This is a genomic window from Streptoverticillium reticulum (genome assembly GCF_047456005.1).
Taxonomy (GTDB): domain Bacteria; phylum Actinomycetota; class Actinomycetes; order Streptomycetales; family Streptomycetaceae; genus Streptomyces; species Streptomyces reticulum.
In genome coordinates this window covers 3,266,560-3,290,591 of record NZ_CP179755.1, presented here as the reverse complement: position 1 = coordinate 3,290,591, position 24,032 = coordinate 3,266,560, and the positions used below count along the sequence as shown (strand labels likewise).

Here is a 24,032-nt window from a genome sequence, read left to right as displayed (position 1 = left end):
GGTCAGTCCACCGTCACGTAGTCGGGACCGGAGTAGCGCCCGGTGCTCAGCTTCTGGCGCTGCATCAGCAGGTCGTTGAGGAGGCTGGAGGCACCGAAGCGGAACCAGTGGCTGGACAGCCACTCCTCGCCGACGGTCTCGTTGACCAGCACCAGGAACTTCATCGCGTCCTTGGTCGTGCGGATGCCGCCGGCCGGCTTCACGCCGACCTGGACGCCGGTCGTCGCGCGGAAGTCGCGCACGGCCTCCAGCATCAGCAGGGTGTTCGCCGGGGTGGCGTTCACCGCGACCTTGCCGGTGGAGGTCTTGATGAAGTCGGCGCCGGCCAGCATGCCGAGCCAGGAGGCGCGGCGGATGTTGTCGTACGTCGACAGCTCGCCGGTCTCGAAGATCACCTTCAGCCGGGCGGCGGTGCCGTCCTCCCGGCGGCAGGTCTCCTTGACGGCCTTGATCTCCTCGAAGACCGACAGGTAGCGGCCGGCGAGGAAGGCGCCCCGGTCGATCACCATGTCGATCTCGTCCGCACCCGCGGCGACGGCGTCGGCCGTGTCGGCCAGCTTCACCGGCAGCGCGGCGCGGCCCGCCGGGAACGCGGTGGCGACGGACGCGACCTTGACGTCCGAGCCCGCCACGGCCTCGGCGGCCGTGGCCACCATGTCGGGGTAGACGCAGACCGCCGCGGTACGGGGGGTGCCGCGGTCGGTCGGGTCCGGATTGAGGGCCTTGGCGCACAGTGCCCGGACCTTGCCCGGGGTGTCCGCGCCCTCCAGGGTCGTCAGGTCGATCATCGAGATCGCCAGGTCGATGGCGTACGCCTTCGCCGTCGTCTTGATCGAGCGGGTCCCGAGCGCTGCGGCGCGGGCTTCCAGCCCGACCGGGTCGACGCCCGGCAGGCCGTGCAGGAAGCGGCGCAGCGCACCGTCGGAGGCGGTCACGTCCGCCATCGACGCCAGTCGCTCCGCGGCTTCGTTGCCGGATGAGGAGAACTTCGGAGGAGGGTGCATGGTCACCGGATGAGCATATCTACGCGCGTAGCGCGTGTCACTCCTCGCGAAGGTAACGAAATGGCGGGGCCCGCAAGATCGTTTGCGCGGCGCCCGGTCGTGCGGGGCGGTGGTCGGTGCAACGGTGGGGCGGGGGCGGGGGGTTGGTGCCGCCTTGCGATGGGGTGGGTCCGGTTTGGCGGGAGTGGAGGAGTGCCTCCCGGTTGCTGTTGATGTTCCGTGACAATAAGCGGAAAGTTCGGTCACTCAAGATCGTTTACTGTCTTTCTCAGCGACACCGTCTGACCTCTCCGGCCTCGCCCGATCCGAGGGAAGCGGCATGCGAAATCCCTCCCTCTTCCCTCCTCGGGTCCTTCCGGGCCCAGTTCCGCCAGGAGCCCTGCATGTCTGCTCTGTCCCCGCGCCGCCGTTCCGCACTGCGTGCCGTTGTCACCTCCGCCGCGCTGGCTGGCGCGGTCCTCACCCCCGCCGCTGCCGCGTTCGCCGACGCACCTGCGGTGCCGGGTGCGCCTGCGGCGCCTGCGGCGTCTGCCGCGCCTGCCGCCAAGGCGGCCGAGCCGGGCACCGCCACCGTGCCTGCCCCGAAGGCGTCGGCCGAGGGCGACCGGAAGCAGGACCAGCAGTCGCAGAGTGACAAGAAGACGGAGCCGTCCTCGTTCACCCTCGTCGACGGTCACCGGATGGCGGTCGGCAAGGACCGCCTGGACAACTTCCGTGGTGAGCTCGCTGTCGACGGTCACCTCGTGTTGATCCTGTCGAGCAAGGGCAACAGCGTCGGTTACTGGGGCGGCATGCGCGTGGTGCTGAACGCGAACGGCACCGTGGAGTCCTCGTGGGCCGAGGGCGGCAAGGGTGAGGAGCCGGTCTCGTACGCCCTTGTCGACGGTCACCGGATGGCGGTCGGCAGGGACCGCCTGGACAACTTCCGTGGTGAGCTTGCTGTCGACGGTCACCTCGTGTTGATCCTGTCGAGCAAGGGCAACAGCGTTGGTCAGTGGGGCGGTATGCGCGTGGTGCTGAACGCGGACGGCACCGTGGAGTCCTCGTGGATCGGGGGCGACAAGGGCGGGGAGGGCAAGGGGAATTCCGCTGCTGCCGCCACGCGTGGGCAGAGCACCGGTACCTCGGTGCAGGCCGTGTCGGCTGCCGCCGCCCAGACCAAGGCCATACCGGCGGGCGGCGTCGCGGCCGGCGCCGAGGGGGTCGGTGAGCAGGGCGGTGACCACCAGGTGCTGCTCGCGAGCGGTGGCGCGCTCGCGTCGGTCGGTGCCGCCGGCATCGGCTTCGCGGTGCTGTACCGGCGGCGCAAGGCCGTGGGTGCCAACGCCTGAGCCGTGGTTGGGTGTTGAGGGGCGGACCGCTGTCGTCGTGACAGCGGTCCGCCTTTCCGTGTTGTCCGCTTGGGGTGCTTTGCGGAACTGGATCCTTCTCTCCCGGTTGCTGTTGATGTTCCGTGACATAGAACGGAAAGTTTGCTCACAGGTGGTCAATTACAGTTTTCTCAGCGACACCGTCTGACCTCTCCGGTCTCAACCGATCCGAGGGAAGCGGCATGCGAAATCCCTACCTCTTTCCTTCCTAGGTCTTTCCAGGCCCAGTTCCGCCAGGAGTCCTGCATGTCTGCTCTGTTCCCGCGCCGCCGCTCCGCACTGCGTGCTGCCGTCACCTCCGCTGCGCTCGCGAGCGCGGTCCTCACTCCCGCCGCTGCCGCGTTCGCCGACGCGCCTGCGGCTCCCGCCGCCCCTGCTGCCCCCGCCGTCCCTGCCGCCAAGGCGGTTGAGGCCGTCACCGGCGCCGGTGCCACCACCGTCACCACCCCTGCCGCTCCGGCGCCCGCCGACAAGGAGCAGAAGGCAGGCCAGGCTGCCGCCGAGCCGTCGAAGGCGGGCAAGAAGGCCGAGGAGAAGCCGGAGGGGGGCTCCAATGCCGGTGGCGTCAAGAAGGACGAGCCCGTTTCGGGGAAGGGGTCGGTCGTCGGGACCTGGGCGCTGCACCGGACCGTGACGCTGGCCGATGGGACCGTGGTCAAGGTCTACGAGTCCGGCCCCGAGACCCACCGGGCCGACGTCATGTCGGGCGATGCGGTCGTCAAGTCGGTCAAGGCCGACGGGCGTGACGTGCCCTTCGAGTACCACGGGATGCACCTCACCCTGACCGCCCTGAGCGGCGAGATCCTCACGAAGTCGGTCGACGGCGACGGGGCGGCCGGGGAGTACATCGGGATGACCCGGCTTCCTCAGGCCGGTGTCGTGCGTGTCTACAAGCTCGGCCCGAACCACTACCGGGGGCTCGTCGCGCGCGACGGTGCCGCCGGGGTGTACCGCGAGTCCATCGAGGCCGACGGCAAGGACGGCTACGGTGAGTACAACCATCAGCGCATCAAGGTGAGTTCGGTGGACGGCACTGTCACTGCCGAGGTTCTGAGCGCCCCGCAGAACGACGGCGGGTGCATCGTCTCCCGCGAGGTGAACATCGGTGCCGGCACCATCGCGGTGCTGAGCAACGGCCCGAAGGGCCCGCAGGTCAGCTACAAGACCGGCTACGACGAGCTCAGCGGCATCATCATGGACCGTCAACACCCGTCGGACGGACGCACCGGCCACATCATCGACCCCTTCGGCGCCCACCCGAAGCTCTGGACGAAGATGCAGGGCGGCGGCTACCCGTCGGTGACCTCCGACTTCCCGGAAGCCTCCGTGGGGTGCGGCGCGGGTCACAGTGAGCCCGTCGACACCGGCTCCACCGGCGCCGGTGCCGCCAAGGCCACCAACGCCTCGGTGCAGCTGGCGTCCTCCGACGCCGCCCAGACCAAGGCCATCCCCGAGGGCGGCGTCGCCGCCGGTGCCGAAGGGGTGCGTGAGGGCAACGATGCTGCGCTCGTCGCGGCCATCGGCGGGTTTGCCGCCGTGAGCGCTGCCGGTGTGGCGTTCACCGTGCTGCGGCGTCGCGCCGTGGGCGTCCGCGGCTGATCCGTGGGGCGGGTGCGGGGCGGGAGCGGGACGGGTCCTTCCGGGGACTGAACTTTTTACGGCGGTCTGTTCCGCGTGGGGGTGCCCCGCCCTCTCGCCGCAAAAAGTTTTTACGTCCCTCTCCAGGACCCGTCCCGCTCCCGCCCCGCCCCCTCACGTCACCCCAATGCCTGTGCCCCTGCTGGGAGTTCGTATGATCCGCCGTCCCGCCGCCGTGCTGCTCGCCCTTGTGGCGGGGGGAGGGCTCGCTGCTTGCAGTAGTACCCATGTGCCCAAGGCCGGTGCCGAGGTTGTTGCCACTGCTGCGCCCCGGGCCGCCGGCAGCGTTGCCCCGATGGCGGCTTCCAAGCCCGTTCGGGTGCGGATACCGGCCGCTTCCGTGGACGCCTCGCCCGTCCTCGACCTCGGGCTCGCCGAGGACGGGACCGTTCAGGTGCCGTCCGTCGCCCAGGCCGAGCGCATCGGGTGGTACGACAAGGGTGTTACGCCTGGTGAGATTGGGCCTGCGGTGCTCATCGGGCACTACGACACCGTGGAGGGGCCGGCCGTCCTCAAGGACGTCGAGAAGATCAAGGTCGGGGATCCGATCGTCGTCGACCGGGCTGACGGCTCCACTGCCACCTTCACCGTGCGGGAGCTGGAGCAGGTGGACAAGAAGCACTTTCCGACCAGGAAGGTCTACGGCAATACCCGGCGTCCCGAGCTGCGGGTGATCACCTGCGGCGGTGCGCTGCGCGACGGGCACCGGCCCGACAACATCGTCGTCTACGCCGACCTGACCGCGGGCCCGCGCCCGTAGAACGCCTCAGGCAGAATCGGCGCCATGACGAGTACCCCGAAGGACCGGTGCTACCGCTCTCCCGCCGGTATCGCCGGTGGCGTCCTGCTGCTGGCCCTGGCCGCCTGGCTCGGCGGCGATGCGCTGCTGCGCGGCGCGGGACGGACGCCGTGGCTCGCGCTGGCGGCGCTGTTGTGCGTGGTGCCGCTGGTGATCGCGTTCACGTTGCGCCCGGCGGTGTGGGCCGGTGAGGAACGGCTGCTGGTGCGGAATCCGTTCCGCACGATCACCCTGCCGTGGGGGAGCGTGGAGCACATCCGTGCGGGGTACTCGAGCGAGGTGCTGGCCGGCGGGAAGAAGTACCAGCTCTGGGCGATCCCGGTGTCGCTGCGCCAGCGGAAGCGGGTCGCCCGGCGTGCGGCCCGCGGCGCTGCGGAGGGGCTCTCCCTGCCGACCGAGGCGCCGGGCAAGGCGCCCTCCGACCAGGCGATCGACGACCTCCGCGAGCTGGCCGAACGTTTCGCCGAGCGGGACGGCACCCCTGCAGTGCGCTGGGCGTACGAGGTGATGGTGCCGTCGGCCGTGGGATTGGTGGTCTTCGTGACCCTCGTTGTGACGTGAGGGGGTGGGGTGGGAGCGGGATGGGCCCTGGAGAGGGACGTAAAGACTTTTTGTGGCGAGAGGGCGGGGCACCCCCGCGTGGAGCAGACCGTCACAAAAAGTTCAGTCCCCGGAAGGGCCCGTCCCGCTCCCACCCCACCCCCGACCCACCCCGGACGGGTCAGATCCCGGCGGCCCGCGCCAGATCCGTCTTGATGGCGGCCAGCACCTCACCACCGCGCACCCGGGCCCCGGCCAGCGCAGCCGCATCGGCGACCGGCACCACGACCTCCAGGTAGCACTTCAGCTTCGGCTCCGTGCCGCTCGGCCGCACGATCACCCGGGCCCCGGAGACCTGTCCGGCCTCGTCACCGGCCAGGTGGTACCGCAGGCCGTCCGTCGGCGGCAGCGACTCCGTGCCCTTGCTCAGGTCCTCGGCCGACACCACGTGCAGCCCGGCCAGCACCGTCGGCGGCTGCTCCCGCAGGCGCCGCATCGCCGACGCGATGACCGACAGGTCCTCGACGCGCACCGACAGCTGGTCGGTGGCGTGCAGCCCGTGCTCGACCGCGAGGTCGTCCAGCAGGTCGCTCAGCGTGCGGCCCTGCTCCTTCAGCTCGGCGGTGAGCTCGGCGATCAGCAGCGCGGCCGTGATGCCGTCCTTGTCGCGCACGCCCTCCGGGTCGACGCAGTAGCCCAGTGCCTCCTCGTACGCGTAGCGCAGGCCGTCCACCCGGGCGAGCCACTTGAAGCCCGTCAGGGTCTCCTCGTAGGGCGTGCCGGTGCCGGCGGCGGCGATCCGCGAGAGCAGCGACGACGAGACGATCGTCGTCGCGAACGTCCCGGCGGCGTTCTTGTGCACCAGGTGCTCGGCCAGCAGCGCGCCCACCTCGTCGCCGCGCAGCATGCGCCAGCCCTCGACGGTGTCGTCCGCCGGCACGGCCACCGCGCAGCGGTCCGCGTCGGGGTCGTTGGCGATGATGATGTCCGGGGCTTCGCCGCGGGCCGCTGCCTCGCGGGCGGTCGCGAAGGCCAGGTCCATCGCGCCCGGCTCCTCGGGGTTCGGGAAGGCGACGGTCGGGAAGTCCGGGTCCGGCTCGGCCTGCTCGGCGACGACGGCCGGGGCGGGGAAGCCGGCCCGGGCGAAGGCGGCGGTCAGCACGTCGCGGCCGACGCCGTGCATCGGCGTGTAGACGACGCGGACGTTGCGCGCGGAGCCACCGGTCAGGACGGCGTCGGTGCGCTCCAGGTAGGCGCCGAGGATGTCCTCCTCGCGGAGCGTCTCCCAGCCGGCGTCCGGGCGCGGCACGTCGTTCAGGCTGGCGACCGCCGCGATCTCGGCGGCGATGCCGGCGTCCGCCGGGGGCACGATCTGGGAGCCGTCGCCGAGGTAGACCTTGTAGCCGTTGTCCCGGGGCGGGTTGTGGCTGGCGGTGACCTCGACGCCGGCGACGGCGCCGAGGTGGCGGATCGCGAAGGCGAGGACGGGGGTGGGCAGCGGGCGCGGCATGACCACGGCCTTGAGACCGGCGCCGACCATGACGGCGGCGGTGTCGCGGGCGAAGTCGGCGCTCTTGTAGCGGGCGTCGTAGCCGACGACGACCGTGCCGTCGGTGTGGCCCTGCTTCTTGAGGTACGCGGCGAGGCCGGCGGCGGCGCGGATGACGACCGAGCGGTTCATGCGCATGGGGCCCGCGCCGAGTTCGCCGCGGAGGCCGGCGGTGCCGAACTGGAGGGTGCCGGCGAAGCGGGCGCCGAGCTCGGCGAGGTCCTCGGCGTCGATGAGCTCGGCGAGCTCGGCGCGGGTCTCGGGGTCGGGGTCCTCGGCGAGCCACGTCCTGGCCTGGGCGATGAGGTCTCGCTGCACGGGGTTCCTCCGGAGGTTGCGGGGCGGATCGGGGTGCGGTGCGTGGTGGGTCGGGGTGCGGGGCGGGACGGGCCCCTCTGGGGGCTGGACTGTTTGTGGCCTCGGCGCATCCTTGGGGGTGCCCCGCACCAGCCACAAATAGTCCTTTACGCCCCCTGCCGGGGCCCGTCCCGCCCCGCACCCCTCACGTGAGTGGGGGCGTGACCCACCGTCGATGGTGGGACACGCCCCGGAGGCCAAAAGGCGGCAGGCCTAGAGGCGCGGCAGAACCTTGGCGAGGAGCTCGCCCATCTGGACGGCCGAGTCGCGGCCGGCCTGCAGGACCTCTTCGTGGTTGAGCGGCTCGCCGGTCATGCCCGCGGCCAGGTTCGTCACGAGGGAGATGCCCAGGACCTCGGCGCCGGCCTCACGGGCGGCGATGGCCTCGAGGGTGGTGGACATGCCGACCAGGTCCGCGCCGAGGGTGCGGATCATCCTGATCTCGGCCGGGGTCTCGTAGTGCGGGCCGGGGAACTGGACGTAGACGCCCTCCTCGAGGGACGGGTCCACCTCCTTGCACAGGGTGCGCAGCCGCGGCGAGTACAGGTCGGTGAGGTCGACGAAGTTGGCGCCGACGATCGGCGAGGTCGCCGTGAGGTTGATGTGGTCGCTGATCAGCACCGGCTGACCCGGGCGCATGCCCTCGCGGAGGCCGCCGCAGCCGTTGGTGAGGACGACGGTCTTGCAGCCCGCGGCGACAGAGGTGCGGACGCCGTGGACGACGGAGGCGACGCCGCGGCCCTCGTAGTAGTGCGTGCGGCCGAGGAAGACGAGCGCGCGCTTGTCGTTGACCTTGTACGAGCGCACGGTGCCCGCGTGGCCGGCGACGGCGGCGGCGGAGAAGCCGGGGAGCTCGGTGACGGCGAACTCGGCCTCGGGGGTGCCGAGGGCCTCGGTGGCGGGAACCCATCCGGAGCCCATGACCAGGGCGACGTCGTGGGTCTCGGCGCCCGTGAGCTCGCGCAGGCGGGCGGCGGCGGCGTCGGCCGCGGCGTACGGGTCGGTCTGGGGGGTAACTGATGCGTTCACGCCGACGAGGGTAACCGCTCCATGCCTACGCGCGTAGATGTCGTCGCTTACGGAGTTCCCATTGTTACTTTGTGCCTTGCGACGAAGCCCGGGCCCCGGGGCCGCGCCCCGGGGCCCTCCCGTCAGCAGGGCCGCTTGCGGAGTTCCATCACATAGTCGTGCGGCGCCCCCGCCGACTCGGCGGCGTCGGCGATCTCGCCCAGATAGCGGGCCGAGGGCAGCCCGCCCTCGTAGCCGTTGAGGACGTACACCCACGCCGGCTCCTCCCCGTCCAGCGTGTGGACCCGCACCCGCATCCGGCGGTAGATGTCGAGGCCGACACCCTCCCAACGGTCCATCGAGTCCTCGTCCATCGGAGCGATGTCGTAGAGGGCGACGAAGACCTGTGAGCGGGGGGCCTCGACGATGGTGGCGAGGGCGCCCTCCCAGCCCATCTGTTCCCCGCCGAACGTCAGCCGCCAGCCGTTGAGCCAGCCCGTGCCGCGCAGCGGCGAGTGCGGGGCGCGGCGGGACATCAGCCGCGCATCGAGGTTGCCGGCGTACGCGGCGTAGAGCGACATGGTTCCGAGGGTACGGGAGTGAGGCGGGACGGCATTTGGGGTGGCAGTCTCGAAGGGAGGTTCGTACGGAATTTTCTGCCGAAGCTCGCACGGATCCTCGCGCGGACACGGGCTGCGGACGGGTAACCGGGCCCCGGAAGGAGTCACTTCGAATGGGTGCGGGACAATGGAGTACGTGACTCGGATCGTGATCATCGGTGGCGGACCCGGCGGCTACGAAGCGGCGCTGGTCGCCGCTCAGCTCGGCGCGGAGGTGACCGTCGTCGACTGCGACGGTCTGGGCGGGGCGTCGGTGCTCACCGACTGCGTGCCCTCGAAGACTCTCATTGCGACGGCCGAGGTGAAGACCAACTTCGACTCCTCGTACGAGGAGCTGGGGATCACCGTCGACGACGGCGAGGACGGCACGGTCGTCGGCGTCGACCTGGGCAAGGTCAACCGCCGTGTGAAGCGGCTCGCGCTGGCGCAGTCCCACGACATCACGGCGTCGGTCACGCGGGCCGGCGGCCGGGTGATGCGGGGGCGCGGGCGGCTGGAGCCGAACCGGGAGCCCGACGGGTCGCGCACGGTCGTGGTGCGCGCCGCCGACGGCACCGAGGAGACCCTGGTCGCGGACGCCGTGCTGGTCGCCACGGGTGCCCACCCGCGGGAGATTCCGGACGCGCTGCCGGACGGCGAGCGGATCCTGAACTGGACGCAGGTGTACGACCTGGAGGAGCTCCCCGAGGAGCTCATCGTGGTCGGCTCGGGTGTCACGGGTGCCGAGTTCGCGGGCGCCTACCAGGCGCTGGGCTCGAAGGTGACGCTGGTGTCCTCGCGGGACCGGGTGCTGCCGGGCGAGGACCCGGACGCGGCCGCCGTGCTGGAGGACGTCTTCCGGCGGCGCGGGATGAACGTGATGGCGCGCTCGCGCGCCGCGTCGGCCAAGCGGGTGGGGGACCGGGTGGAGGTCACCCTGGCCGACGGCCGGGTCATCACCGGGACGCACTGTCTGATGGCCGTCGGGTCGATCCCCAATACTGCCGGGATCGGACTGGAGGAGGCCGGGGTCCGGCTCCTGGAGTCCGGACACATCTGGACGGACAAGGTCTCGCGGACCAGTGCGCCCGGCGTCTACGCGGCCGGCGACTGCACCGGGGTCTTCGCGCTGGCGTCCGTGGCGGCGATGCAGGGCCGCATCGCGATGTACCACTTCCTGGGCGACGCGGTGGCGCCGCTCAATCTCAAGACGGTATCCGCGAACGTATTTACGGATCCGGAGATTGCGACGGTCGGGTACACCCAGGCCGACGTCGACAACGGATTGATTGACGCCCGTGTCGTCAAACTTCCGTTGCTGCGCAATCCGCGCGCGAAGATGCAAGGCATCCGGGACGGTTTTGTGAAGATGTTCTGCCGCCCCGGCACGGGCATCGTGGTGGGCGGTGTGGTGGTGTCCCCGCGGGCCAGCGAGCTGATCCACCCGATCTCGATCGCGGTGGACAACAACCTGACCGTGGAGCAGATCGCCAGCGCCTTCACCGTCTACCCGTCGCTCTCCGGCTCGATCGCCGAGGTGGCGCGGCAGCTGCACACGCGGAAGACGCAGCGGGAGGCGTGAAACCGGGCCGGTGATGGCCCATACCACTCCTCGGGTTGCAGTGCGGACAACTTCCGTTAATTGCTGCAACCTGCTGAAAACAGATGGTCGTTGGCGTTACTGTCGGTTTCGTGTTCGCTGCAGAACGTCGTCAATTGATCCTCGAAATGGTGCGGGCCAACGGAGCGGTTTCGCTCCGTGAGCTCGCCCGCGTCGTCCAGACCTCCGAAGTGACCGTACGGCGGGACGTGCGGGCTCTGGAGGCCGAAGGACTGCTCGACCGCCGGCACGGCGGTGCGGTGCTGCCGGGCGGATTCACCAGGGAGTCCGGCTTCCCGCAGAAATCCCATCTAGCGACCGCCGAGAAGACGGCCATCGCCGATCTGGCGGCGAGCTTCGTCGAGGAGGGCGAGGCCGTCGTCGTCGGCGCCGGCACCACCACCCAGGAGCTGGCCCGCCGGCTCGCCCGGGTGCCGGGGCTCACCGTGGTCACCAACTCCCTGCTCGTCGCCCAGGCCCTGGCCCACGCCAACCGGGTCGAGGTCGTCATGACCGGCGGCACCCTGCGCGGCTCCAACTACGCCCTCGTGGGCAGCGGGGCCGAGCAGTCCCTGCAGGGGCTGCGGGTGAGCAGAGCGTTCCTGTCCGGGAGCGGTCTCACCGCCGAGCGCGGACTGTCCACGTCCAACATGCTCTCCGCGAGCGTGGACCGGGCGCTGGTGCAGGCCGCGGCCGAGGTGGTCGTGCTCGCCGACCACACCAAGCTGGGCACCGACACGATGTTCCAGACGGTCCCGACGGACGTCATCACCCGGCTGGTGACCGACGAGCCGCCCGCCCACGACGACCGTGCTGCCACCGAGCTCCAGGCGCTCGCCGACCAGGGCGTGCACATCTCGGTCGCCGGGCCCGGCGCGGGGTCGGGCTCGGCGGCAGGGGTGCCGGGCGAGCCCGTACCGGCCCGCCGCCGGGACGTGCCGCCCCTGCCGGGCCAGCGGCGCGGCCTCCCGTTGGGCCCGGGCCGGCCGGACGCCCCCGGACAGGGCGGCCCGCCCGGGGCGCAGCTGCGCAGCGCGGTCTCCCTCGACCAGCCGCCCACGGCACGGGTGGCGGACCTCCGCCGGAGATAGCGGGCCGGGTTGCGGCGGCATCTCCCTCCCGCCGCAACGGTGGCCGACGCTCCGCTGGGAGCCCCGGGACGTCGGCTGCAGGCCGTCGGTGGCTGGTCGCGCCCACGCGGCGGAGCCGTCCTGCGCCCCTTAGGGGCGCAGGCCCGTGAGTGTCAGCATCAGCAGCCGGTCGGCCAACTCCGGGTCGTCCGGGGACTGTTCGACCGCCAGCGAAATGGCGTTGGTCAGCTGCATCAGGTCGGCGATGTCCACGCCGCCGCGCACCGCGCCGGCCTGCTGGGCCCGCGCCAGCAGCATGCTGCCCGCGTCCCGCAGCGGCAGGCTGCAGCGGGACAGGGCGGAGGCCTTGTCGCTCTGTGCGGCCATCAGGGCCCGGGACAGGCCCCGGTACGTGCTGGCGTGCGTCACGATGGCCCGCAGCCAGGCCACCAGGGCCCGGCAGGGCTCGGGGGAGGCCAGCAGCTCGCGGGAGCGTGCCAGCAGGCCGTCCAGCTCGCCCTGGAAGACGGCGCTCATCAGGGCCGTGCGGTTGGGGAAGTGCCGGTAGAGCGTGCCGATGCCCACGCCCGCGCGGCGGGCGATGTCCTCGAGCGAGGCGTCCGTGCCGTGCTCCGTGAAGGCCGTACGGGCCTCGGCGAGCAGCCGCTCGTAGTTGCGCCGCGCGTCCGCACGCATGGGTCGTGGTGACGTCTGCGCCGTCTCGGCCGTCATCTCCGTCCGTCCTCCCGCTCGGTGCCCCGTGGTCCCCGCCTGCCAAGGATGCCAGGCGCATGGAGGGGTGTCCGGCGGATCATGCAGCGCCCCGAAGGGGCGCGGGGAACTGCGCGATCGGCCACGACGCGCCCGCAGCCGAGGTTCTCGGGGCTTCGCCCCGGACCTCTGGAGTGGTGCGTCGGCTGCGGGCCGTCGGTGGCTGGTCGCGCCCACGCGGCGGAGCCGCACGTGTAACAGCCCCGCGCCCCTGACGGGGCGCGAAGATCCGCGTCCGGCGGAGCCGCGTCAGTCCTTGATCTCGCAGATGACGGCGCCGGAGGAGACCGAGGCGCCGACCTCGGCGGTGATGCCCTTGACGGTGCCGGACTTGTGGGCGTTGAGCGGCTGTTCCATCTTCATCGCTTCGAGGACGACGATCAGGTCGCCCTCGTTGACCTCCTGGCCCTCCTCGACCGCGACCTTGACGATCGTGCCCTGCATCGGGGAGGCGAGGGAGTCGCCCGAGGCGGCGGAGGAGGACTTCCGTGCCGCGCGGCGCTTGGGCTTGGCGCCCCCGGCCGCGGCGGTGCGGGCGATGGTCATGCCCAGGGAGGCGGGGAGGGAGACCTCCAGGCGCTTGCCGCCGACTTCCACGACCACGGTCTCGCGGCCGGGCAGCTCCTCGTCCTCCTCGGCGGCGGCACCGCCGGCGAAGGGCTGGATGGTGTTGGCGAACTCCGTCTCGATCCAGCGGGTGTGGACGCGGAACGGGTCGGAGGTGAAGGCGGGGTCGGTGACCACGGCCTGGTGGAACGGGATGGCCGTGGCCATGCCCTCCACCTGGAACTCCGCCAGGGCGCGGGCCGCGCGCTGCAGGGCCTGCTCACGCGTGGCGCCGGTGACGATCAGCTTGGCCAGCAGGGAGTCCCAGGCCGGGCCGATGACCGAGCCGGACTCCACGCCCGCGTCCAGCCGCACGCCGGGGCCGGCCGGGGCGTTGAACTTGGTGACGGTGCCCGGGGCGGGCAGGAAGTTGCGGCCGGGGTCCTCGCCGTTGATGCGGAACTCGAAGGAATGGCCGCGCACCGCCGGGTCGTCGTAGCCGAGTTCCTCGCCGTCGGCGATGCGGAACATCTCGCGCACCAGGTCGATGCCGGTGACCTCTTCGGTGACCGGGTGCTCGACCTGGAGGCGGGTGTTGACCTCGAGGAAGGAGATGGTGCCGTCCTGGCCGACGAGGAACTCGCAGGTGCCCGCGCCCTCGTAGCCGGCCTCCTTGAGGATCGCCTTGGAGGCGCGGTACAGCTCGGCGTTCTGCTCGTCCGTCAGGAACGGGGCCGGGGCCTCCTCCACCAGCTTCTGGTGGCGGCGCTGCAGCGAGCAGTCACGGGTGGAGACGACGACCACGTTGCCGTGCTTGTCGGCCAGGCACTGGGTCTCGACGTGCCGGGGGCGGTCGAGGTAGCGCTCGACGAAGCACTCGCCCCGGCCGAACGCGGCCACGGCCTCGCGCACGGCGGAGTCGTAGAGCTCGGGGACCTCTTCGAGGGTGCGGGCGACCTTCAGGCCGCGGCCGCCGCCGCCGAAGGCGGCCTTGATGGCGATCGGCAGGCCGTGCTCCTCGGCGAAGGCCACGACCTCCTCGGCCCCGGAGACGGGGTCGGGGGTGCCGGCCACCAGCGGGGCGCCGGCGCGCTGGGCGATGTGACGGGCCGCCACCTTGTCGCCCAGGTCGCGGATCGCCTGGGGCGGCGGGCCGATCCAGGTCAGCCCGGCGTCGATGACGGCCTGGGCGAACTCGGCGTTCTCGGACAGGAACCCGTATCCGGGGTGGACGGCGTCGGCACCGGACTCGGCGGCCGCGGCCAGGACCTTGGCCATGTCCAGGTAGCTCGTCGCCGGGGTGTCACCGCCCAGCGCGTACGCCTCGTCGGCCGCACGGACATGCAACGCGTCACGGTCGGGGTCGGCGTAGACGGCCACACTCCCGATTCCGGCGTCCCGGCATGCACGAGCAACGCGGACAGCGATTTCGCCACGGTTGGCGATGAGCACCTTGCGCACGATGGCTCCCTCCTTGAAACAAGGTGAGTTTAGGTACTGGGCACACTCTGTGCCGACCCGACTTCCGGGGTGAGCTTGCCCACACGGAGCGTGAGGCGGGAGCCGTGTGCGGACCGAAGTCCCCAGAACCTCCACGGTACGCCGCGTTCGGGCGGCTGAGGCGGCGTGCCGGTGTGGTCTGGATCTCCATGATCGCGTGGCGCCCGGGGGGCGGTTTCTTTGTGGAGTCCCTACGAACGGGTGAAGCAAAGTTTGCGCCCGGGGAGCCCTCCGATTTCTTGCTTACCCATGAGTAGGCGCGGTTATCCGGGCCGGACGCGACGGCCGGGGCGGCGCTCGGGCCGACTTCCGGGCCGACTTCCGGGCCGGCTCGGACCAACTCAGACCAACTTGGCCGCCTCCGCCGCGACATGGCGCAGGGCCTCCGTGACCCGTCGGCCGTGCCGGCGGAACTCCTCCACGGGCAGCGCCGCCGACACCGCCCGCAGGGCCCCGGGCACCGGTACGGCCACACAGGCCACTCCGGCCGCGCACTCCTCGACCTCCACCGCCACCCCCTCCTGCCGCACCCGGCGCAGCTGTACGTCCAGCAGCTCCGGGGAGGTGATCGTGCGCGGGGTGACGGCGGGCATCCCCGAGGCCGTGAGCCGGCGCAGCCGGGCGGCCCGGGGCAGGGCGGCCAGCAGGACCTTGCCGTGGGCCGTGGCGTGAGGGACGGCGTCGTGCCCCACGGAGAAGCCGCCCGTGGCCGGGTGGGCGGCGGCCGTGCCGGCGAGCACGGCGATGTCGCCGTCCCGGTAGGCGCTGAAGTAGGTGTCCGTTCCGACGGCCTTGCGCATGCGCACCAGCAACTCCTGCACCTCGTCGCTCACCTGCATCTGCCGCTGGAAGGCGTGGTGCAGGGCGGGCACGCGGTAGCCGAGCGCGTAGCCCGCGGGCGTACGGACCAGGTGTCCGCGTGCGGTGAGGGTGCCGAGCAGCTCGTACACCGTGGACAGCCCGCAGCCCAGCCGGCGGGCGAGGGTCTTGGCGGGCACCGGGTCCGCGGAGGCGGCGACGGCGTCCAGGACGTCCAGGGCGCGGTCCACGGACTGCAGCACGGTGATCCTTTCCGGGGCGGGGGTGCGGGGCGGAGTCTTCCAGCGTCGCACATCGCAGGATGCCGGAGGGTGTCGGAAGATGTCGCCTGATGTGCGGATGTGTACGCGAAGTCCCGGGCGGGTGCGTGGAATTCGCGTGCGGCGCGGCACCGTCCTTGCGGGCGGCGGGTGTTGGGGGGCGCCGCCCTCGGGTGGCGCAGCACAGGGTGACCGAAATGCCATGACATCGTTGATGAAGTCATGATCAAGCGCATTGCCGCAGCCGCCGCTCTCGCCGGCGCAGCTCTCTCCGTGACCTCCGCCACCGCATCCGCCGCGCCGTCCGCGCCCTCGCCGGTGCCGCCGCCGAGAAGTGCGCCGGACGCCCGGCCGGCGGCGAAGGCGGCTGCCCAGCCGGCGGCCGAGGGCGGGAGGGCGGCGACGCCCGGGCAGGCCGCGCCCGCCGCGAAGGCTCCGGCGGGGAAGGCGGCTCCGGCGGGGAAGAGCGCTCCCGCCGCGAAGGGTGCCCCCACGGGCAAGGCCGCGCCCGCCGGCAAGGCGGCCCCCGGCAGGCCGTCGGGCGGCCGGATGGCGCCGAGCTCGCACGCCGGGCCCGTCACGGCGCCGGCGCCGGACCAGGTCCAGCAGCCGGGCCAGCCCGAGACCAGCATCTACCCCGGCGCCGTCAACCAGCTCGGCAAGCTCGACCAGCTCAACCAGCTGGGCCAGCTCAACCGCGTGACCCAGGAGCTCCCGCTCTGACGGGACGGGGCGGCGTCAGGCCCACAGGCCGGTGATCGGGACCCCCAGCTCGGCGAGCAGCCGGCGCAGCAGGGGAAGGGACAGGCCGATCACATTGCCCGGGTCCCCGTCGATGCCGTCGACGAACGGCGCCGAGCGGCCGTCGAGCGTGAAGGCCCCCGCGACGTGGAGCGGTTCGCCGGAGGCCACGTAGGCGGCGATCTCCGCGTCGTCCGGCTCGCCGAAGCGCACCGTGGTCGAGGCCGTCGCCGAGGCCCGGCGGCCGGTGGCCGTGTCGATGACGCAGTGGCCGGTCCGCAGCTCGCCGGAGCGGCCGCGCATCGACTTCCAGCGGGCCGTCGCCTCCTCGGCGTCGGCCGGCTTGCCGAGGGCCTGGCCGTCCAGCTCCAGGACCGAGTCGCAGCCGATCACCAGGGCCCCGGCGGCGTCCGGCCGGGCGGCCACGGCCGCGGCCTTGGCCTCCGCCAGCACCAGGGCCAGCTCGGCGGGGGTGGGGGCGTCCAGGGCGTCCTCGTCCACCCCGCTGACGATCACCTCCGGGGCCAGGCCTGCTTGGCGCAGGAGGCCCAGCCTTGCCGGGGACTTCGAGGCGAGGACGAGGCGGCGGCGTGCGGGTTCGGTCATACGGGCCAGCCTAGGTGGTCCGGTGCGGGTCCGTTGTGGCTGGTCGCGCAGTTCCCCGCGCCCCTTCGGGGCACGACTGCCTACTTGTCCAGGACCGCCTGCATGACCTTCTTGGCGATGGGGCCCGCGAGCTTGCCGCCGGAGATCTGGTCGTCCGGCACGCTGTCGTCGGGGTCGATCATCACGGCGACGGCGACGGGCGAGCCCTCCGCGGTCTTGGCGTAGGAGATGAACCAGGCGAGGTTCTTCTGCTTCGCGCCGCGCTCGGCGGTGCCGGTCTTGCCGCCCACGGTGACGCCGTCGATGAGGGCGGCCTGGCCGGTGCCCTTGGTGGCGGTGTCCTCCATCATCTGCTGGACCTTCTTCGCGATCTCGGGCGAGGCCGCCTGGGAGAGCTGCTCCGGCTTGTGCTTCTCGATCGTCGACAGGTCCGGGCTGCGCAGCTCCTCGACCATGTACGGCTTCATCAGCTTGCCGTCGTTGGCGATCGCGGCCGTCATCATGGCGACCTGGAGCGGGGTGGCGGTCAGGCTGCCCTGGCCGATGCCGGCGAGGGCGGTCTGCGAGGAGTTGATGTTGTCCGGGAAGGTGCTCTTCACGGCCCGGACGGGGGTGTCGACCTTGGGGTTGTTGAAGCCGAACTTCTCGGCCGTCTGCTGCATCTTCTCCTTGCCGAGGTCCGAACTGGCCTTGCCGTAGACGTTGTTGCAGGAGTGCTGCATGGCCACGTCGAGGCTGGCGTTCTTGCAGGGCGCGGTGGGGTTCTGGTTGGGCAGGACCGTGCGGGTGCCGGGCATGGTCCACGGGTCCGGCGAGTCGGTGCTCGCGTTGATGTCGGTGTAGAGGCCGTTCTCCAGGGCCGCCGTCGCCGTCACGATCTTGAAGGTCGAGCCGGGCGGGTAGACCTCCTTCAGGGCCCGGTTGAGGGTCGGCTTGTCCTTGTCCTTCTCCAGTTCCTCCCAGGCCGCCTTGTCCTTGGCGGACTGGCCTGCGAAGACCGACGGGTCGTACGAGGGCGTGGAGGCGAGCGCGAGGATCTTGCCGGTGCGCGGGTCGAGGGCGACGACGGCGCCCTTCTTGTCGCCGAGCCCCTCGTAGGCGGCCTTCTGGGCCTTGGGGTCGATCGTCGTGACGACGTCGCCGCCCTGGTTCTTCTTCCCGGTGAGCATGTTGCTCGTGCGCTGCAGGAAGAGGCGGTCGTCGCTGCCGTTGAGCAGCTTGTTGTTGAGGTTCTCGAGCTGGGTGCTGCCGTAACCCTGAGAGAAGAAGCCGGTGACCGGGGCGTACATCTTGCCGTCCTTGAACGTGCGCTTGTACTTGAGGTCGGTCCCGGTCTCGGTGGACCCGGTGATCGGCTGTCCGCCGACGATGATGTTGCCGCGGGGCTGCGCGAAGTTCGCCATGGCGACGCGCCGGTTGTGCTCGTTGGTGGAGAGCTCGTTGCTGCGGACGAACTGCACCCAGGTGGCGCGGACCAGCAGGGCGAGCACCAGCACCCCGCTGAAGATCGCTATATGGCGGACAGGCTTGTTCATGGTGTGACGGACTCCCCGGTTCGCGGCATATCACTGGGACTGACGCGAATAGGGCGAATGGAGTTCCTGATGGGACAAACCTGTGGTGTGTCTGTGACGCAGGAGGCTGCAGGAAGCTGCAGGAGACCGGGGGTGCGGGCCGGGGTTATGGCATGCCCAGGACGACGAACAGGGCCACCACGCCGACCGCCAGCACCACCCCGGCACGGCGCAGCATCCGCTGCACCTCGCGCAGGTCGTCAGGGGGGTCGTCGGGCGGGTCGGACCAGAGCATGCCCCCATGCTCCGGCCCGGCCGCGGTCCGCGCCTGAGTATGCGTACTCAGGCGCTCAGGGGGTGTACGGCGGATCTTCGTGACGCGGCACCGCCGGGCGCCCCAAAGGGGCGCGGGGAACTGCGCGACCGGCCACCGACGGCCTGCAGCCGACGCACCACCCCAGGGGTCCGGGGCGAAGCACCGGAAACCTCGACTGCGGGCGCGTCGTGGCCGGTCGCGCAGTTCCCCGCGCCCCTGATGGGGCACCCTGGCTCAGGCCGGCCAGTACGACGTCCGCCAGGCCCGCGGCCCGGGCCGCGGCGTGCGGCGCGCCGTCGTCCGGCGCTCCGCGCTGGACCACTCCGGGCGCAGCAGCGCCGCATCGGGCGCGGCCGCCGCTCCGGCGGCCGCGCGGGCCTGGACCACCGCCAGGGCGGCGGCCAGCTCCTCGGGGGTGGGGTTGCCCCGTACGACCTTGATCACTGCAGCGTCCCTTCCACAGCGTCGGTGTTCACGGCCGGGTGTTCCGGCGTCGGTGTTTCTCCGGGGTTCTACAGCGGAATGTTGCCGTGCTTCTTGGGCGGCAGCGCCTCGCGCTTGTCGCGCAGCGTGCGCAGCCCGCGCACGACGTGCCGGCGGGTGTCCGACGGCATGACCACCGCGTCGACGTAGCCGCGCTCGGCCGCCGCGTACGGGCTCAGCAGCGCGTCCTCGTACTCCGTGACCAGCCGGGCCCGCAGCTCCTCCTGTTCCTCCGGCGTCGTGGCCGCCGCCAGCGAGCGGCGGTGCAGGATGTTGACCGCGCCCTGGGCGCCCATCACGGCGATCTGGGCGGTGGGCCAGGCGAAGTTGAGGTCCGCGCCCAGGTGCTTGGAGCCCATCACGTCGTACGCGCCGCCGAACGCCTTGCGGGTGATGACGGTGATCAGCGGGACCGTGGCCTCCGCGTAGGCGTAGATGAGCTTGGCGCCGCGGCGGATGATGCCGTTGTACTCCTGGTCGGTGCCGGGGAGGAAGCCCGGGACGTCCACGAACGTCAGCACCGGGACGTTGAAGGCGTCGCAGGTGCGCACGAAGCGCGCGGCCTTCTCGCTCGCGTTGATGTCCAGGCAGCCGGCGAACTGCAGCGGCTGGTTGGCGACCACGCCCACCGGATGGCCCTCCACGCGCCCGAACCCGGTGATGATGTTGGGCGCGAAGAGCGCCTGCGTCTCCAGGAACTCCCCGTCGTCCAGCACGTGTTCGATGACGGTGTGCATGTCGTAGGGCTGGTTCGCCGAGTCCGGGATGACCGTGTCCAGTTCCCGGTCGGCGTCCGAGACCTCCAGGTCCGCCTCCTCGGGGAAGGCGGGCGGCTCGGAGAGGTTGTTGGACGGCAGGTAGGACAGCAGCGCCTTGACGAATTCGATGGCGTCCTTCTCGTCGCCCGCCATGTGGTGCGCCACGCCGGACGTGGTGTTGTGCGTCCGGGCGCCGCCCAGCTCGTCGAAGCCGACGTCCTCGCCGGTGACGGTCTTGATGACGTCGGGGCCGGTGATGAACATGTGCGAGGTCTTGTCCACCATCACCGTGAAGTCGGTGATCGCGGGCGAGTAGACCGCGCCGCCCGCGCAGGGGCCGACGATCAGGGAGATCTGGGGGATGACTCCGGAGCCGTGCACGTTTCGCCGGAAGATCTCCGCAAACAGGCCGAGCGCCACGACGCCCTCCTGAATACGGGCGCCGCCGCCGTCGTTGATGCCGATGATGGGGCAGCCGGTCTTGAGGGCGAAGTCCATCACCTTGACGATCTTCTCGCCGTAGACCTCGCCCAGCGACCCGCCGAAGACGGTGAAGTCCTGCGAGTACACACAGACGGTGCGGCCGTCGACCGTGCCGTAACCGGTGACCACCCCGTCCCCGTACGGGCGGTTGGCGTCGATGCCGAAGTTGGTCGAGCGGTGCCGGGCGAGCTCGTCCAGCTCCACGAACGAACCCTCGTCCAGCAGCAGGGCGATCCGCTCCCGCGCCGTCAACTTGCCCTTGGCGTGCTGCTTTTCGACCGCCTGCGCGGAACCGGCATGTGTCGCCTCCTCGATCCGGCGCTGCAGGTCCGCGAGCTTCCCCGCGGTCGTGTGGATGTCGGTTCCCTGGGTGTCTGGCTCGGACATCGGGCTGCGGCTCCTGCTCGTCCAGAGGGGTCATGGCGGGTGCCAGGGGGTATCCACCCCCTGCGGTGCTACCGGTCCGTAGCGTATCCGCGCGGATGCACGCTGACAGTGCGGCGTTGGCCACACCGTTCTGCTCCTAAGGTGGCCTCCATGACGCCCCCCGACGCCCCTGACGCCTCCGGCAGCCGCTGGTCCGACCTGGACCGCCCCCCGCTGAACGCCGCCGCCCTGCGGCGCGCACTGGTACGTCCCGGCAGACTCTGGACCTCGCTCGACGTCGTCCAGCACACGGGCTCCACCAACACCGACCTCGTCGCCTCCGGCGGCACCGAGGGCGCCGTGCTCGTCGCCGAGGAGCAGTCGGCGGGCCGCGGCCGGCTCGACCGCACCTGGACCGCGCCCGCGCGCTCCGGACTGTTCTTCTCCGTCCTGCTCACCCCCGGCCCCGCCGTGCCGCCCTCCCGCTGGGGCTGGCTGCCGCTGCTCGCCGGCGTCGCCACCGCCACCGCGCTCTCCCGCGCGGCCGGCGTCGACACCGCCCTGAAGTGGCCCAACGACCTGCTCGTCACCGTCGACGGTGCCGAGCGCAAGACCGGCGGCATCCTCGCCGAGCGGACCGGCGGTGGGGGTCCCTCCCAGGCGTTCAGCTCTGGGGGAGTGGTCGTGGGCATCGGGCTCAACGTCTCGCTGCGCGCCGACGAGCTGCCCGTGCCCGGCGCCGGGTCGCTGGCGCTGGCCGGGGCGCAGGTCCTGGACCGGGACCCGCTGCTGCGCGCCGTGCTCCGCTCGTTCGAGGACTGGTACGAGCAGTGGCGCGCCGCGGACGGCGACCCCGCGGCCTGCCGGCTGCAGGACGCGTACGCGGCCGGCTGCGCCACCCTCGGCCGCACCGTGCGGGCCGAACTCCCGGGCGGGCGCGAGCTGGTCGGCGAGGCCGTGGCCGTCGACGGGGACGGGCGGCTGGTGCTGGCGACCGCCGACGGGGTGCAGGAGCCGGTCGGCGCGGGCGACATCGTGCACCTGCGCCCCGCGGGTCCGGCGGCGCCGGAGCGGTCGGAAGGGTGAGCTCCGGCGGTCCGGGAAGTGAGCTACGGCACACCTGCCGTATCGTTGTCCCCGGAAACTGGGCGAGCACGATCGGCAGGGCAGTGCGCACGGATCGGACAGGGGGCGGGCGGTGACCGCCGATGAGACGGGTGGCAGTGCTGCGCGCGGGGTCGCTCCTCGGGAGATCGAGGAGAACGGTGAGGAGAGCGGCGACCCCCTCGCCCTCCGGCTGGAGGCGCTGATCCTCGGCGCCGAGCGCCGCTACACGCCCTTCCAGGCGGCCCGCGCCGCCGGCGTCTCCATGGATCTGGCCTCCCGCTTCTGGCGCGCGATGGGCTTCGCGGACATCGGCCAGGCCAAGGCGCTGACCGAGGCGGACGTGCTGGCGCTGCGCCGGCTCGCCGGTCTCGTCGAGGCCGGGCTGCTGAGCGAGCCCATGGCCGTCCAGGTCGCCCGCTCCACCGGGCAGACCACGGCCCGGCTCGCCGACTGGCAGATCGACTCCTTCCTGGAGGGCCTGACCGAGCCTCAGGAGGGCATGACCCGCACGGAGATCACGTATCCGCTCGTCGAGCTGCTCCTCCCCGAGCTGGAGGAGTTCCTCGTCTACGTCTGGCGACGGCAGCTGGCCGCCGCCACCGGGCGCGTCGTCCAGGCGCAGGACGACGCGGAGATGGTCGACCGGCGGCTGGCCGTCGGCTTCGCCGACCTCGTCGGCTTCACGCGGCTGACCCGCCGGCTGGAGGAGGAGGAACTCGGCGAACTGGTCGAGGCCTTCGAGACCACCGCGGCCGACCTGGTGGCCGCGCACGGCGGCCGCCTCATCAAGACGCTGGGCGACGAGGTGCTGTACGCGGCCGACGACGCCGGAACGGCCGCGGAGATCGGCCTGCGGCTGATCGAGACGCTCACGAACGACGAGACGATGCCGGAGCTGCGCGTCGGCATGGCCTTCGGGACGGTCACGACGCGGATGGGCGACGTCTTCGGCACGACGGTGAACCTGGCGAGCCGGCTCACGTCGATAGCGCCGAAGGACGCCGTGCTCGTCGACGGGGCGTTCGCCGAGGAGCTCGCGCGGAGCGGCGACGCCGCGAAGCCGGGCGAGGACGGGGGCGGGGAGCACCGCTTCGCGCTGCAGCCGATGTGGCAGCGGCCGGTGCGGGGCCTGGGCGTGGTCGAACCGTGGCTCCTGAGCCGGAGGGGCGACTGAGGCGGTACGGCTCCGCCGGGGTGCCGGGTTCGTCGTCTGCGGGCAGGTGGGGGCTGACCGCGCAGTTCCCCGCGCCCCTGACGGGGCGCTACCGGTGGGCCGTGCCCCGTCAGGGGCGCGGGGAACTGCGCGAGCAACCACAACCTGCCCGCAGCTGAAGAACCCCGCACCCCCGGAGGGTATGGCCCCCCGCGCAGCGGCACGGCATGATCGCCCCCATGAGCGACAGCGAACACCGCTTCGGGGAGTGGGTGGCGGTCCGCCGCCACGGACACGTCGCCGAGCTGGTCCTGGACCGTCCGAAGGCCATGAACGCCGTCTCCACCGAGATGGCCCGCCGCATCGTCGAGGCGACCACCGCCCTGGCCGCCGACCGCGACGTCAGGACCGTGGTCCTGACGTCCACGCACCCGCGTGCGTTCTGCGTCGGCGCCGACCTCAAGGAGCGCAACTCCCTCACCGACGCCGAGCTCGTCCGTCAGCGCCCCCTCGCCCGCGCCGCCTACACCGGCGTGCTGGAGCTGCCCGTGCCGGTCGTCGCGGCCGTGCACGGGTTCGCGCTCGGCGGCGGGTTCGAGCTCGCGCTGTCCTGCGACGTGATCGTGGCGGACGGCACCGCCGTCGTCGGCCTCCCCGAGGTCTCCGTCGGCGTGATCCCCGGCGGCGGGGGCACCCAGCTGCTGCCGCGCCGGGTCGGGGCCGCCCGCGCGGCCGAGCTGGTCTTCAGCGCGCGGCGGGTGGAGGCCGCGGAGGCCCGGGAGTTGGGCCTGGTCGACGAGCTCGTCCCGGAGGGCGAGGACCGTACCGAGGCCCTGGCCCTGGCCGCGCGCATGGCGGCCAACTCGCCCGTGGGCCTGCGCGCCGCCAAGCGCGCCCTGCGGCTCGGGCACGGGCTGGACCTGAGGACCGGGCTGGAGGTGGAGGACGCCGCGTGGCGCAGCGTCGCCTTCTCCGGCGACCGGGCCGAGGGCGTGGCCGCGTTCAACGAGAAGCGGAAGCCGGACTGGCCCGGGGAGTAGCCAGGAGAGCCCGGCCGTGATTCCGTAAAGCGGAA

The 24,032-nt window shown here is 72.0% G+C and carries 22 protein-coding genes; 10 read left to right on the top strand and 12 right to left on the bottom strand.

Annotated features, from left to right (window positions below; translation table 11 throughout):
* Positions 1-2 precede the first annotated feature (2 nt).
* Positions 3-1,004, bottom strand: a complete 1,002-nt coding sequence (gene deoC, locus ACMATS_RS14745; RefSeq protein WP_390776779.1) for a deoxyribose-phosphate aldolase — start codon at positions 1,002-1,004, stop codon at positions 3-5.
* Positions 1,005-1,387: 383 nt separating this feature from the next.
* Here deoC and ACMATS_RS14740 point away from each other — a divergent pair, with 383 nt between their 5' ends.
* The 4 genes from ACMATS_RS14740 (at position 1,388) to ACMATS_RS14725 (ending at position 5,372) form a co-directional block, all read left to right on the top strand.
* Complete coding sequence (locus ACMATS_RS14740) at positions 1,388-2,335, top strand: hypothetical protein (RefSeq protein WP_414168138.1); 948 nt, start codon at positions 1,388-1,390, stop codon at positions 2,333-2,335.
* Between the two features lie 285 nt (positions 2,336-2,620).
* Positions 2,621-3,973, top strand: a complete 1,353-nt coding sequence (locus ACMATS_RS14735; protein WP_414168137.1) for a hypothetical protein — start codon at positions 2,621-2,623, stop codon at positions 3,971-3,973.
* Between the two features lie 193 nt (positions 3,974-4,166).
* Positions 4,167-4,772 (top strand): class F sortase, encoded by a 606-nt coding sequence (locus ACMATS_RS14730; protein WP_414168136.1) that lies wholly within the window; start codon positions 4,167-4,169, stop codon positions 4,770-4,772.
* Positions 4,773-4,796: 24 nt separating this feature from the next.
* Positions 4,797-5,372, top strand: a complete 576-nt coding sequence (locus tag ACMATS_RS14725) for a PH domain-containing protein (RefSeq protein ID WP_390776218.1) — start codon at positions 4,797-4,799, stop codon at positions 5,370-5,372.
* A gap of 160 nt (positions 5,373-5,532) precedes the next feature.
* On the opposite strand, the gene ACMATS_RS14720 is transcribed toward ACMATS_RS14725, so the two are convergent.
* The 3 genes from ACMATS_RS14720 to ACMATS_RS14710 form a co-directional block, all read right to left on the bottom strand.
* Positions 5,533-7,218 (bottom strand): phospho-sugar mutase, encoded by a 1,686-nt coding sequence (locus ACMATS_RS14720; protein WP_414168135.1) that lies wholly within the window; start codon positions 7,216-7,218, stop codon positions 5,533-5,535.
* Positions 7,219-7,470: 252 nt separating this feature from the next.
* Entirely contained in the window at positions 7,471-8,286 is an 816-nt protein-coding gene (locus ACMATS_RS14715) for a purine-nucleoside phosphorylase (protein ID WP_336416193.1), read from the bottom strand.
* 122 nt (positions 8,287-8,408) lie between these two features.
* Entirely contained in the window at positions 8,409-8,846 is a 438-nt protein-coding gene (locus tag ACMATS_RS14710; RefSeq protein ID WP_190130299.1) for a gamma-glutamylcyclotransferase, read from the bottom strand.
* 166 nt (positions 8,847-9,012) lie between these two features.
* Here ACMATS_RS14710 and ACMATS_RS14705 point away from each other — a divergent pair, with 166 nt between their 5' ends.
* Together ACMATS_RS14705 and ACMATS_RS14700 are read left to right on the top strand one after the other, a co-directional pair.
* Positions 9,013-10,446, top strand: a complete 1,434-nt coding sequence (locus ACMATS_RS14705) for an NAD(P)H-quinone dehydrogenase (RefSeq protein WP_336416195.1) — start codon at positions 9,013-9,015, stop codon at positions 10,444-10,446.
* Between the two features lie 146 nt (positions 10,447-10,592).
* A complete protein-coding gene (locus tag ACMATS_RS14700; protein ID WP_391152620.1) occupies positions 10,593-11,555 on the top strand; it encodes a DeoR/GlpR family DNA-binding transcription regulator in 963 nt (320 codons plus the stop codon).
* A gap of 129 nt (positions 11,556-11,684) precedes the next feature.
* Here the strand turns inward: ACMATS_RS14700 and ACMATS_RS14695 are convergent, their stop codons facing one another.
* The 3 genes from ACMATS_RS14695 to ACMATS_RS14685 form a co-directional block, all read right to left on the bottom strand.
* Positions 11,685-12,266, bottom strand: coding sequence for a TetR/AcrR family transcriptional regulator (locus tag ACMATS_RS14695; RefSeq protein WP_227727107.1), 582 nt, complete (start codon positions 12,264-12,266; stop codon positions 11,685-11,687).
* Positions 12,267-12,554: 288 nt separating this feature from the next.
* A complete protein-coding gene (locus ACMATS_RS14690; protein ID WP_390776221.1) occupies positions 12,555-14,312 on the bottom strand; it encodes an acetyl/propionyl/methylcrotonyl-CoA carboxylase subunit alpha in 1,758 nt (585 codons plus the stop codon).
* A gap of 380 nt (positions 14,313-14,692) precedes the next feature.
* A complete protein-coding gene (locus ACMATS_RS14685; RefSeq protein ID WP_414168134.1) occupies positions 14,693-15,412 on the bottom strand; it encodes an IclR family transcriptional regulator in 720 nt (239 codons plus the stop codon).
* A 240-nt stretch (positions 15,413-15,652) separates the two neighbouring features.
* Here ACMATS_RS14685 and ACMATS_RS14680 point away from each other — a divergent pair, with 240 nt between their 5' ends.
* Complete coding sequence (locus ACMATS_RS14680) at positions 15,653-16,153, top strand: hypothetical protein (protein ID WP_414168133.1); 501 nt, start codon at positions 15,653-15,655, stop codon at positions 16,151-16,153.
* A gap of 15 nt (positions 16,154-16,168) precedes the next feature.
* Here ACMATS_RS14680 and ACMATS_RS14675 read toward each other — a convergent pair whose 3' ends face one another.
* The 5 genes from ACMATS_RS14675 to ACMATS_RS14655 form a co-directional block, all read right to left on the bottom strand.
* The gene (locus ACMATS_RS14675) at positions 16,169-16,777 is read right to left on the bottom strand and encodes a Maf family protein (RefSeq protein WP_390776224.1); all 609 of its coding nucleotides are present in this window, start codon (positions 16,775-16,777) and stop codon (positions 16,169-16,171) included.
* A gap of 80 nt (positions 16,778-16,857) precedes the next feature.
* Positions 16,858-18,312 (bottom strand): peptidoglycan D,D-transpeptidase FtsI family protein, encoded by a 1,455-nt coding sequence (locus ACMATS_RS14670; protein WP_390776225.1) that lies wholly within the window; start codon positions 18,310-18,312, stop codon positions 16,858-16,860.
* 145 nt (positions 18,313-18,457) lie between these two features.
* Positions 18,458-18,586 carry a morphogenic membrane protein MmpB gene (mmpB, locus tag ACMATS_RS14665; RefSeq protein WP_414168132.1) on the bottom strand — a complete coding sequence of 43 codons (129 nt, stop codon included), beginning with the start codon at positions 18,584-18,586 and terminating at the stop codon, positions 18,458-18,460.
* A 255-nt stretch (positions 18,587-18,841) separates the two neighbouring features.
* On the bottom strand, positions 18,842-19,051 hold the full coding sequence (locus ACMATS_RS14660; protein ID WP_390776227.1) for an acyl-CoA carboxylase epsilon subunit: 210 nt from the start codon (positions 19,049-19,051) through the stop codon (positions 18,842-18,844).
* 68 nt (positions 19,052-19,119) lie between these two features.
* Positions 19,120-20,718, bottom strand: coding sequence for an acyl-CoA carboxylase subunit beta (locus ACMATS_RS14655; RefSeq protein ID WP_390776228.1), 1,599 nt, complete (start codon positions 20,716-20,718; stop codon positions 19,120-19,122).
* A gap of 150 nt (positions 20,719-20,868) precedes the next feature.
* Between ACMATS_RS14655 and ACMATS_RS14650 the strand changes: the two genes are divergently transcribed.
* The 3 genes from ACMATS_RS14650 (at position 20,869) to ACMATS_RS14640 (ending at position 23,997) form a co-directional block, all read left to right on the top strand.
* Complete coding sequence (locus ACMATS_RS14650; protein ID WP_414168131.1) at positions 20,869-21,783, top strand: biotin--[acetyl-CoA-carboxylase] ligase; 915 nt, start codon at positions 20,869-20,871, stop codon at positions 21,781-21,783.
* 112 nt (positions 21,784-21,895) lie between these two features.
* The gene (locus ACMATS_RS14645; RefSeq protein WP_336416207.1) at positions 21,896-22,978 is read left to right on the top strand and encodes an adenylate/guanylate cyclase domain-containing protein; all 1,083 of its coding nucleotides are present in this window, start codon (positions 21,896-21,898) and stop codon (positions 22,976-22,978) included.
* A 218-nt stretch (positions 22,979-23,196) separates the two neighbouring features.
* A complete protein-coding gene (locus tag ACMATS_RS14640) occupies positions 23,197-23,997 on the top strand; it encodes an enoyl-CoA hydratase/isomerase family protein (RefSeq protein ID WP_414168130.1) in 801 nt (266 codons plus the stop codon).
* Positions 23,998-24,032 lie beyond the last annotated feature (35 nt).

Bases quoted from the DNA above. Each gene is read 5' to 3' on its own strand.
- deoC (WP_390776779.1), bottom strand. From the start codon at position 1,004: ATGCACCCTCCTCCGAAGTTCTCCTCATCCGGCAACGAAGCCGCGGAG.
- ACMATS_RS14740 (WP_414168138.1), top strand. From the start codon at position 1,388: ATGTCTGCTCTGTCCCCGCGCCGCCGTTCCGCACTGCGTGCCGTTGTC.
- ACMATS_RS14735 (WP_414168137.1), top strand. From the start codon at position 2,621: ATGTCTGCTCTGTTCCCGCGCCGCCGCTCCGCACTGCGTGCTGCCGTC.
- ACMATS_RS14730 (WP_414168136.1), top strand. From the start codon at position 4,167: ATGATCCGCCGTCCCGCCGCCGTGCTGCTCGCCCTTGTGGCGGGGGGA.
- ACMATS_RS14725 (WP_390776218.1), top strand. From the start codon at position 4,797: ATGACGAGTACCCCGAAGGACCGGTGCTACCGCTCTCCCGCCGGTATC.
- ACMATS_RS14710 (WP_190130299.1), bottom strand. From the start codon at position 8,846: ATGTCGCTCTACGCCGCGTACGCCGGCAACCTCGATGCGCGGCTGATG.
- ACMATS_RS14705 (WP_336416195.1), top strand. From the start codon at position 9,013: ATGGAGTACGTGACTCGGATCGTGATCATCGGTGGCGGACCCGGCGGC.
- ACMATS_RS14700 (WP_391152620.1), top strand. From the start codon at position 10,593: ATGGTGCGGGCCAACGGAGCGGTTTCGCTCCGTGAGCTCGCCCGCGTC.
- ACMATS_RS14695 (WP_227727107.1), bottom strand. From the start codon at position 12,266: ATGACGGCCGAGACGGCGCAGACGTCACCACGACCCATGCGTGCGGAC.
- ACMATS_RS14680 (WP_414168133.1), top strand. From the start codon at position 15,653: ATGATCAAGCGCATTGCCGCAGCCGCCGCTCTCGCCGGCGCAGCTCTC.
- ACMATS_RS14675 (WP_390776224.1), bottom strand. From the start codon at position 16,777: ATGACCGAACCCGCACGCCGCCGCCTCGTCCTCGCCTCGAAGTCCCCG.
- ACMATS_RS14670 (WP_390776225.1), bottom strand. From the start codon at position 18,312: ATGAACAAGCCTGTCCGCCATATAGCGATCTTCAGCGGGGTGCTGGTG.
- mmpB (WP_414168132.1), bottom strand. From the start codon at position 18,586: ATGCTCTGGTCCGACCCGCCCGACGACCCCCCTGACGACCTGCGCGAG.
- ACMATS_RS14655 (WP_390776228.1), bottom strand. From the start codon at position 20,718: ATGTCCGAGCCAGACACCCAGGGAACCGACATCCACACGACCGCGGGG.
- ACMATS_RS14650 (WP_414168131.1), top strand. From the start codon at position 20,869: ATGACGCCCCCCGACGCCCCTGACGCCTCCGGCAGCCGCTGGTCCGAC.
- ACMATS_RS14640 (WP_414168130.1), top strand. From the start codon at position 23,197: ATGAGCGACAGCGAACACCGCTTCGGGGAGTGGGTGGCGGTCCGCCGC.